Origin of the sequence: Cedecea sp., from assembly GCF_036500665.1 — a bacterium.
GTDB lineage: Bacteria > Pseudomonadota > Gammaproteobacteria > Enterobacterales > Enterobacteriaceae > Cedecea.
In genome coordinates, this window is sequence record NZ_DASYBS010000003.1 from 1 (window position 1) to 6,017 (window position 6,017).

The window sequence follows — 6,017 nt, forward strand, 5'->3', positions numbered from 1 at the left end:
CGCCGATGGTAGTGTGGGGTCTCCCCATGCGAGAGTAGGGAACTGCCAGGCATCAAATTAGCAGTAATGGTCAGTAATACGAGGCAGTTCACTACTCTCAGAGAGTAGGACTGACGAACCGAAAGGTGAGTCTGAACGCTGCGAAGCAGCGGCCCGTAGGGTGAACGTAAGTTCATAAACTGCCAGGCATCAAATTAAGCGTGCTGATATGGCTCAGTTGGTAGAGCGCACCCTTGGTAAGGGTGAGGTCCCCAGTTCGACTCTGGGTATCAGCACCAGTTTTTAGGTTTAAGTTCGGCACGTAGAAAAGAATTTGCCTGACGGCCGTAGCGCGGTGGTCCCACCTGACCCCATGCCGAACTCAGAAGTGAAACGCCGTAGCGCCGATGGTAGTGTGGGGTCTCCCCATGCGAGAGTAGGGAACTGTCAGGCATCAAATAAAACAAAAAACCTCAGCTTATTAGCTGGGGTTTTTTGTTTTATGGTTTCTGTAAGCCGCTACTCTCAGAGAGCAGGACAAAATCGTCTGGAACGATTTTGAACGCCGCTTGCGGCGGCCCGAAGGGTGACGGGCAGGAAAGCCCGGCATACAACTGTCAGGCATCAAATAAACATCAAGGCCACCTTAACAGGTGGCCTTTTTGTTTTCTGAATTTGGAAAACACAATAAAAAGGCCGCATCAGCGGCCTTTGTCGTTTAATGGATAACCTGAGACAAGAAAGCTCGCGTTCTTTCTGATTTCGGATGGGCAAAAAACTCCTCAGGCGGAGCCTGTTCTACGATCTCTCCGCGATCCATAAAGATAACCCGGTCAGCGACGGTGCGGGCAAAACCCATTTCGTGCGTGACGCAGAGCATTGTCATGCCGGATTCTGCCAGCCCTATCATGGTGTCCAACACTTCTTTCACCATTTCCGGGTCAAGTGCCGAAGTTGGCTCGTCAAAAAGCATGATTTTGGGTTTCATACACAGTGAGCGGGCAATGGCCACACGTTGCTGCTGGCCTCCCGATATCTGCCCTGGGAATTTATGCGCGTGTTCGGCGATTCTCACTCGCTCGAGATAATGCATCGCCAGCGCCTCGGCCTCTTTCTTAGGCATCTTACGAACCCAGACAGGGGCCAGAGTGCAGTTCTGCAGGACGGTTAAATGCGGGAACAGGTTAAAGTGCTGGAAGACCATGCCGACTTCGGTACGGACTTTTTCTATATTCCGGAGATCGTCATTCAGCTCTGTCCCATCGACGACAATACGCCCCTGCTGATGCTCTTCAAGATGGTTGATGCAGCGAATCGTCGTTGATTTTCCGGAGCCCGATGGCCCGCACAATACGATACGCTCACCCTGCTTCACATTGAGATTAATGTCTTTTAAAACATGAAATTGACCATACCACTTATTCACGTTTTCCAGAGTGATCATCGTGTCGGCAGCCTGCAGTGTCATTTTACTCATGATAATCCTTAGTGCGGCGTACGGCCGGTGTGGAAGCGCTTTTCCAGGTGCTGGCTATAGCGCGACATGCTGAAACAAAAAATCCAATAGACGATGGCGGCAAAGACGTAGCCTTCTGTCGACATCCCCAGCCAGGCCGGATCAACCGTTGCCTGCTGGACGCTACTGAACAGATCGAACAGGCCGATGATGATCACCAGACTGGTATCTTTGAACAGCGCAATAATCGTGTTTACCAGACCCGGGATCACCAGCTTTAGCGCCTGCGGTAATATCACTAATCCTTGCGTCTTCCAGTAGCCGAGAGCCAGTGACTCCGCTGCCTCATATTGCCCTTTCGGCAAAGCCTGCAGCCCGCCGCGAACCACCTCTGCGACATAGGCAGACTGGAACAAAATCACCCCGACCAGCGCCCGAATCAGTTTATCGATGGTGGTGCCTTCCGGGAGAAATAGCGGCAGCATCACCGAAGACATAAAGAGCACCGTAATCAGCGGAACACCGCGCCAAAATTCGATAAACATTATCGAGAGCACTCTCACTACCGGCATGCGTGAACGCCTGCCCAGCGCCAGCAAAATACCCAGAGGTAATGCTCCTGCAATGCCAACCGATGCCACGATCAGGGTGAGCGTTAAGCCGCCCCAGAGACGTGTTTCAACACGTTCCAGACCTAAAAAGCCACCGTACATCAGCCACCAGACGACGACCGGATAAGCTACTGCCCAGCAGGCAATATAGCGGCCGCGATGAGGGAGCGATTTCCAGAACATGACTGCAACGGAAAGCAGCCCAATGATAAGCGCAAGGTTGATTCGCCAGCGCCACTCGTGAGGGTAAAGCCCGTACATGAACTGGCCGAAACGTTCGTGGATAAACACCCAGCATGCCCCGCCTTTAGTGCAGTCGGCTCTGGTCTCGCCTACCCAGTTCGCCTGGAAAACTGCCCAGTTCAGCAGCGGAGGGATAAGTACCCACATCAAGCTGAAACACAGCAGCGTAAGCAGGGTATTCAACCAGCTGGAGAAGAGGTTTTTACGCATCCATCGCCAGACTCGCTCTGCAGAGTTGCCTGTCGGGCGGGCACTGTGCTCCTTCAGAACTTTAATCATCGACATTCCTTAGCGCTCAACCAGTGCGATACGGCGGTTATAAATGTTCATCAGCAGAGAGATGATGAGACTGATAACCAGATAGACGGACATCGTGATAGCGATGGTTTCGATTGCCTGTCCCGTCTGGTTCAGTACGCTACCGGCAAACAGAGAGACCATATCCGGATAACCAATCGCCGCTGCCAGCGAAGAGTTTTTGACGATGTTCAGATACTGGCTGGTCAATGGCGGGATAATGACTCTCAGCGCCTGAGGCACGATCACCTGCCGCAGCGTTACCTGCTTAGGCAAACCGAGGGACAGGGCGGCTTCATGCTGACCGAAGGGAACGGACTGAATGCCTGAACGAATAATTTCGGCAATAAACACCGAGGTATAGACCGAAAGCGCCAGCGTTAAGGCTGCCAACTCAGGGATCAGCACAATCCCCCCCTGGAAGTTAAAACCGTGCAGGGCGGGAATATCCCAATGCAGCGCAGCACCGAAGATCCCGTGTGCTATCAGCGGCATCAGTACGATCATTCCGATCGCGATAGGCCAGGTTCGACGAATTTGCCCGGTCCTCATCTGATGCGTTCTGTTATAGCGATACAGCCCCGCAGAGGCGATCAGCGCACACAGTATGGCGGCCACAAATGCCAGCAGGCCTTCACCCATAACCGGGGCCGGAAGAGACAGCCCGCGATTGCTCAAATACATCAGGCCAAAGGCGTCTATTGCCTGCCTTGGCCCCGGCAGATTGCGCAGGACGGCAAAGTACCAGAAGAAAATTTGCAGCAGCGGGGGAATGTTGCGAAACGTCTCTATATAGAAGGTAGAAAGCTTACGTACCAGCCAGTTATCGGAGAGCCGCGCCAGGCCAACAAAGAAGCCAATAAACGTGGCAAAAACGATACAGAGCACTGAGACCAGCAGGGTATTCAGAAGCCCAACAACGAAGACTTTTCCGTAGGTGTCTCCCTGATTGTAGTCAATCAGATGCTGGACGATGCCAAACCCGGCTGCGCGATCGAGAAAGGCAAAGCCGGAGGTAATTCCGCGGCTATCCAGGTTGGTGATGGTGTTATGAATCAGATAAACGGCCACGCCAATGACAAAAGTAATGGCGACTATCTGATACAGCCAGGCGCGAACCGAAGGGTTAGAAAACGATAAGTCGGCCTTCACGGCTGGGCGGTGATGACGCATAAGCAAACCTCAGTAACAGGAACATCGATCCTGGGCACCGCACCGAGCAGTGCCCTGTTCTGGTATTTCGCTTAGCGAACCGGCGGGGCGTACTGAATGCCGCCGTTGTTCCACAGGTTGTTCTGGCCACGTTTGATTTTCAGCGGGCTTTGGGCCCCGACGTTGCTCTCGAAGATCTCAGCGTAGTTACCTACCTGCTTCACGATGTTGTAGGCCCACTTGTTATCCAGCTTCAGGTCTTTGCCGAAATCGCCTTCTTTCCCTAGCAGGTGAGCCATATCGGGCGTGGTTGGGTTAGCGGCCATCTGGTCAACGTTTTTAGAGCTGATGCCCATCTCTTCGGCATTCAACATGGCAAACAGCGTCCAGCGCACAATAGAGAACCAGTCATCGTCGCCGCGGCGGACAACAGGCCCGAGAGGCTCTTTAGAGATAACTTCTGGCAGGACGAGCCATTCGGCCGGGTTGCTGAGTTTGATGCGCAGGGCATACAGCTGGGACTGATCTGAGGCCAGGGTATCGCAGCGCCCGGACTCCAGTGCTTTTGCCGACTCATCTGAGCGGTCAAATGTCACCGGCGTGTACTTCATGTTATTGGCTTTAAAGTAGTCGGCTACGTTCAGCTCGGTATCAGTACCTGCCTGGATACAGACGGTTGCGCCGTCGAGCTCTTTAGCGCTTTTCAGGCCGGCTTTATTGTGGGTCAGGAAGCCAATGCCGTCGTAATACGTTACGCCGGTAAACACCATCCCCATACCTGCATCGCGAGAGGAGGTCCACGTGGTGTTACGAGACAAGATATCGACTTCGCCAGACTGCAATGCGGTAAAGCGTTCTTTAGCGGTTAGTGGGGTATATTTGACTTTGGTGGCGTCGCCGAAGACGGCCGCCGCAACGCCACGGCAAACATCCACGTCGATACCGGTAAACTTGCCGCTGCCGTCAGCATAAGAAAAACCCGGCAGGCCATCACTGATCCCGCATTGTACGAAGCCTTTCTTTTTTACGGCATCCAGCGTGGTGCCTGCATGAGCCTGATTAGCCATCGCAAACAGCGTACCGGTAGCGACCAGAGTGGCGATCATCATCTTCTTCATAAATGCATCCTGTGTGGCGAAATTATCGTTATTGGCGTAATGGCGTCCGGGAGGCGCCGTATCCCTGTTCGTGGCAAATGCCCGAGTCATATTCTGTAAAGCAAAGGGAATGCCAGGTTTTACGGTGAACGTCTTACGCAGAAGGAGGCCGGGATGGATCAACAAAAAGGGCAGCGAACGCTCTGAAATAGTGCAGGGCTGCAACTAACGGCGCATTTCAGAGCAAAATGATTCAGATATTGCAGGAAGAATAAGCAAAAAAGCGCGAGAGGCTCGCGCTTTTATATGAGGGAAGGTTTATTTCGTTAACGCAACGATACCCAGGGCAACGCCGGCCACTGCGGCAGTGCCGGCGGCAATAGCGCCTGCGGTTTCCCAGTTATCCTGGGTGGTACCCTTCATACAGGTATTGGTGTGCACCAGGCGTCCCTGATCGTCATAGACCGGTACGCAAGGAGACTCGGTCGCGCAGCCTGCCAGAAACGTGGTGAGCAACGCAGCGGCGATGAATTTAGTCATTTTGAACCTCGTTTGAACCAAACGCCGGAACAGGGATCGCTCTCGTAGGTGCCCATAAAGGTACGAAGCTTTCTCGGATGCTGTGCCGGAGTGAATGTGGCTATTTTACCACTGCGTATCAGACCACAGGATTGGGGAATAATTGCAAAGCGTGTGCAGTGTAAACAAAGTGAAGGAAATAGCTCTGCAGCGGCAAATGATGATGAAAAACGTCAGATCTCAGGTGAATAAAAGAAAAAAGGCGCTTCCCCATGCCGGTTCGCGCCTTTTCACAACACTCGCTGATTAGTATCAGTTCATGCCGTATTTTTTCAGTTTCTTACGCAGCGTACCACGGTTGATGCCCATCATCAGGGCAGCACGGGTCTGGTTGCCACGGGTGTATTGCATCACCATGTCCAACAATGGCTGTTCTACTTCAGCCAGTACCAGCTCATACAGGTCGTTCACATCCTGACCGTTCAGTTGAGCAAAATAGTTCTTCAGTGCCTGTTTCACGGAATCACGCAGGGGTTTTTGGGTTACCTGATCCTGAGAGTTAACGGTAGAAACGGTCAGTACGTCAGAATTTACGCGTTGTTCGAACATAGTTCTGTCAGCTCTTTATTTCTGTTTACGCAAAATTTTCGAAGTATGCCTCCA

7 protein-coding genes, 1 tRNA gene and 1 rRNA gene are annotated in these 6,017 nt (G+C 52.6%); 3 read left to right on the forward strand and 6 right to left on the reverse strand.

What is annotated here, in order from left to right; translation table 11 throughout:
- Positions 1 to 202: 202 nt before the first annotated feature.
- Together VGM55_RS00120 and rrf are read left to right on the forward strand one after the other, a co-directional pair.
- Positions 203 to 278, forward strand: a tRNA-Thr gene (locus VGM55_RS00120).
- A 38-nt stretch (positions 279 to 316) separates the two neighbouring features.
- Positions 317 to 432: ribosomal RNA gene (gene rrf, locus VGM55_RS00125) — 5S ribosomal RNA — on the forward strand.
- Between the two features lie 265 nt (positions 433 to 697).
- Here rrf and VGM55_RS00130 read toward each other — a convergent pair.
- From VGM55_RS00130 to VGM55_RS00150, 5 genes are all read right to left on the reverse strand, one after another.
- Positions 698 to 1,456: an amino acid ABC transporter ATP-binding protein gene (locus tag VGM55_RS00130; protein WP_331634202.1), complete on the reverse strand. Its 759-nt coding sequence runs from the start codon at positions 1,454 to 1,456 to the stop codon at positions 698 to 700.
- A gap of 8 nt (positions 1,457 to 1,464) precedes the next feature.
- Entirely contained in the window at positions 1,465 to 2,568 is a 1,104-nt protein-coding gene (locus VGM55_RS00135; RefSeq protein WP_154188339.1) for an amino acid ABC transporter permease, read from the reverse strand.
- Between the two features lie 9 nt (positions 2,569 to 2,577).
- Positions 2,578 to 3,759 carry an amino acid ABC transporter permease gene (locus tag VGM55_RS00140; protein WP_154188340.1) on the reverse strand — a complete coding sequence of 394 codons (1,182 nt, stop codon included), beginning with the start codon at positions 3,757 to 3,759 and terminating at the stop codon, positions 2,578 to 2,580.
- 71 nt (positions 3,760 to 3,830) lie between these two features.
- Positions 3,831 to 4,856 carry an amino acid ABC transporter substrate-binding protein gene (locus VGM55_RS00145; protein ID WP_154188341.1) on the reverse strand — a complete coding sequence of 342 codons (1,026 nt, stop codon included), beginning with the start codon at positions 4,854 to 4,856 and terminating at the stop codon, positions 3,831 to 3,833.
- A 297-nt stretch (positions 4,857 to 5,153) separates the two neighbouring features.
- A complete protein-coding gene (locus VGM55_RS00150; protein WP_038478295.1) occupies positions 5,154 to 5,375 on the reverse strand; it encodes a hypothetical protein in 222 nt (73 codons plus the stop codon).
- A 96-nt stretch (positions 5,376 to 5,471) separates the two neighbouring features.
- Between VGM55_RS00150 and VGM55_RS00155 the strand changes: the two genes are divergently transcribed.
- A complete protein-coding gene (locus VGM55_RS00155; RefSeq protein ID WP_268746991.1) occupies positions 5,472 to 5,606 on the forward strand; it encodes a hypothetical protein in 135 nt (44 codons plus the stop codon).
- Between the two features lie 60 nt (positions 5,607 to 5,666).
- Here VGM55_RS00155 and fis read toward each other — a convergent pair whose 3' ends face one another.
- On the reverse strand, positions 5,667 to 5,963 hold the full coding sequence (fis, locus tag VGM55_RS00160) for a DNA-binding transcriptional regulator Fis (RefSeq protein WP_000462905.1): 297 nt from the start codon (positions 5,961 to 5,963) through the stop codon (positions 5,667 to 5,669).
- Positions 5,964 to 6,017: the final 54 nt, after the last annotated feature.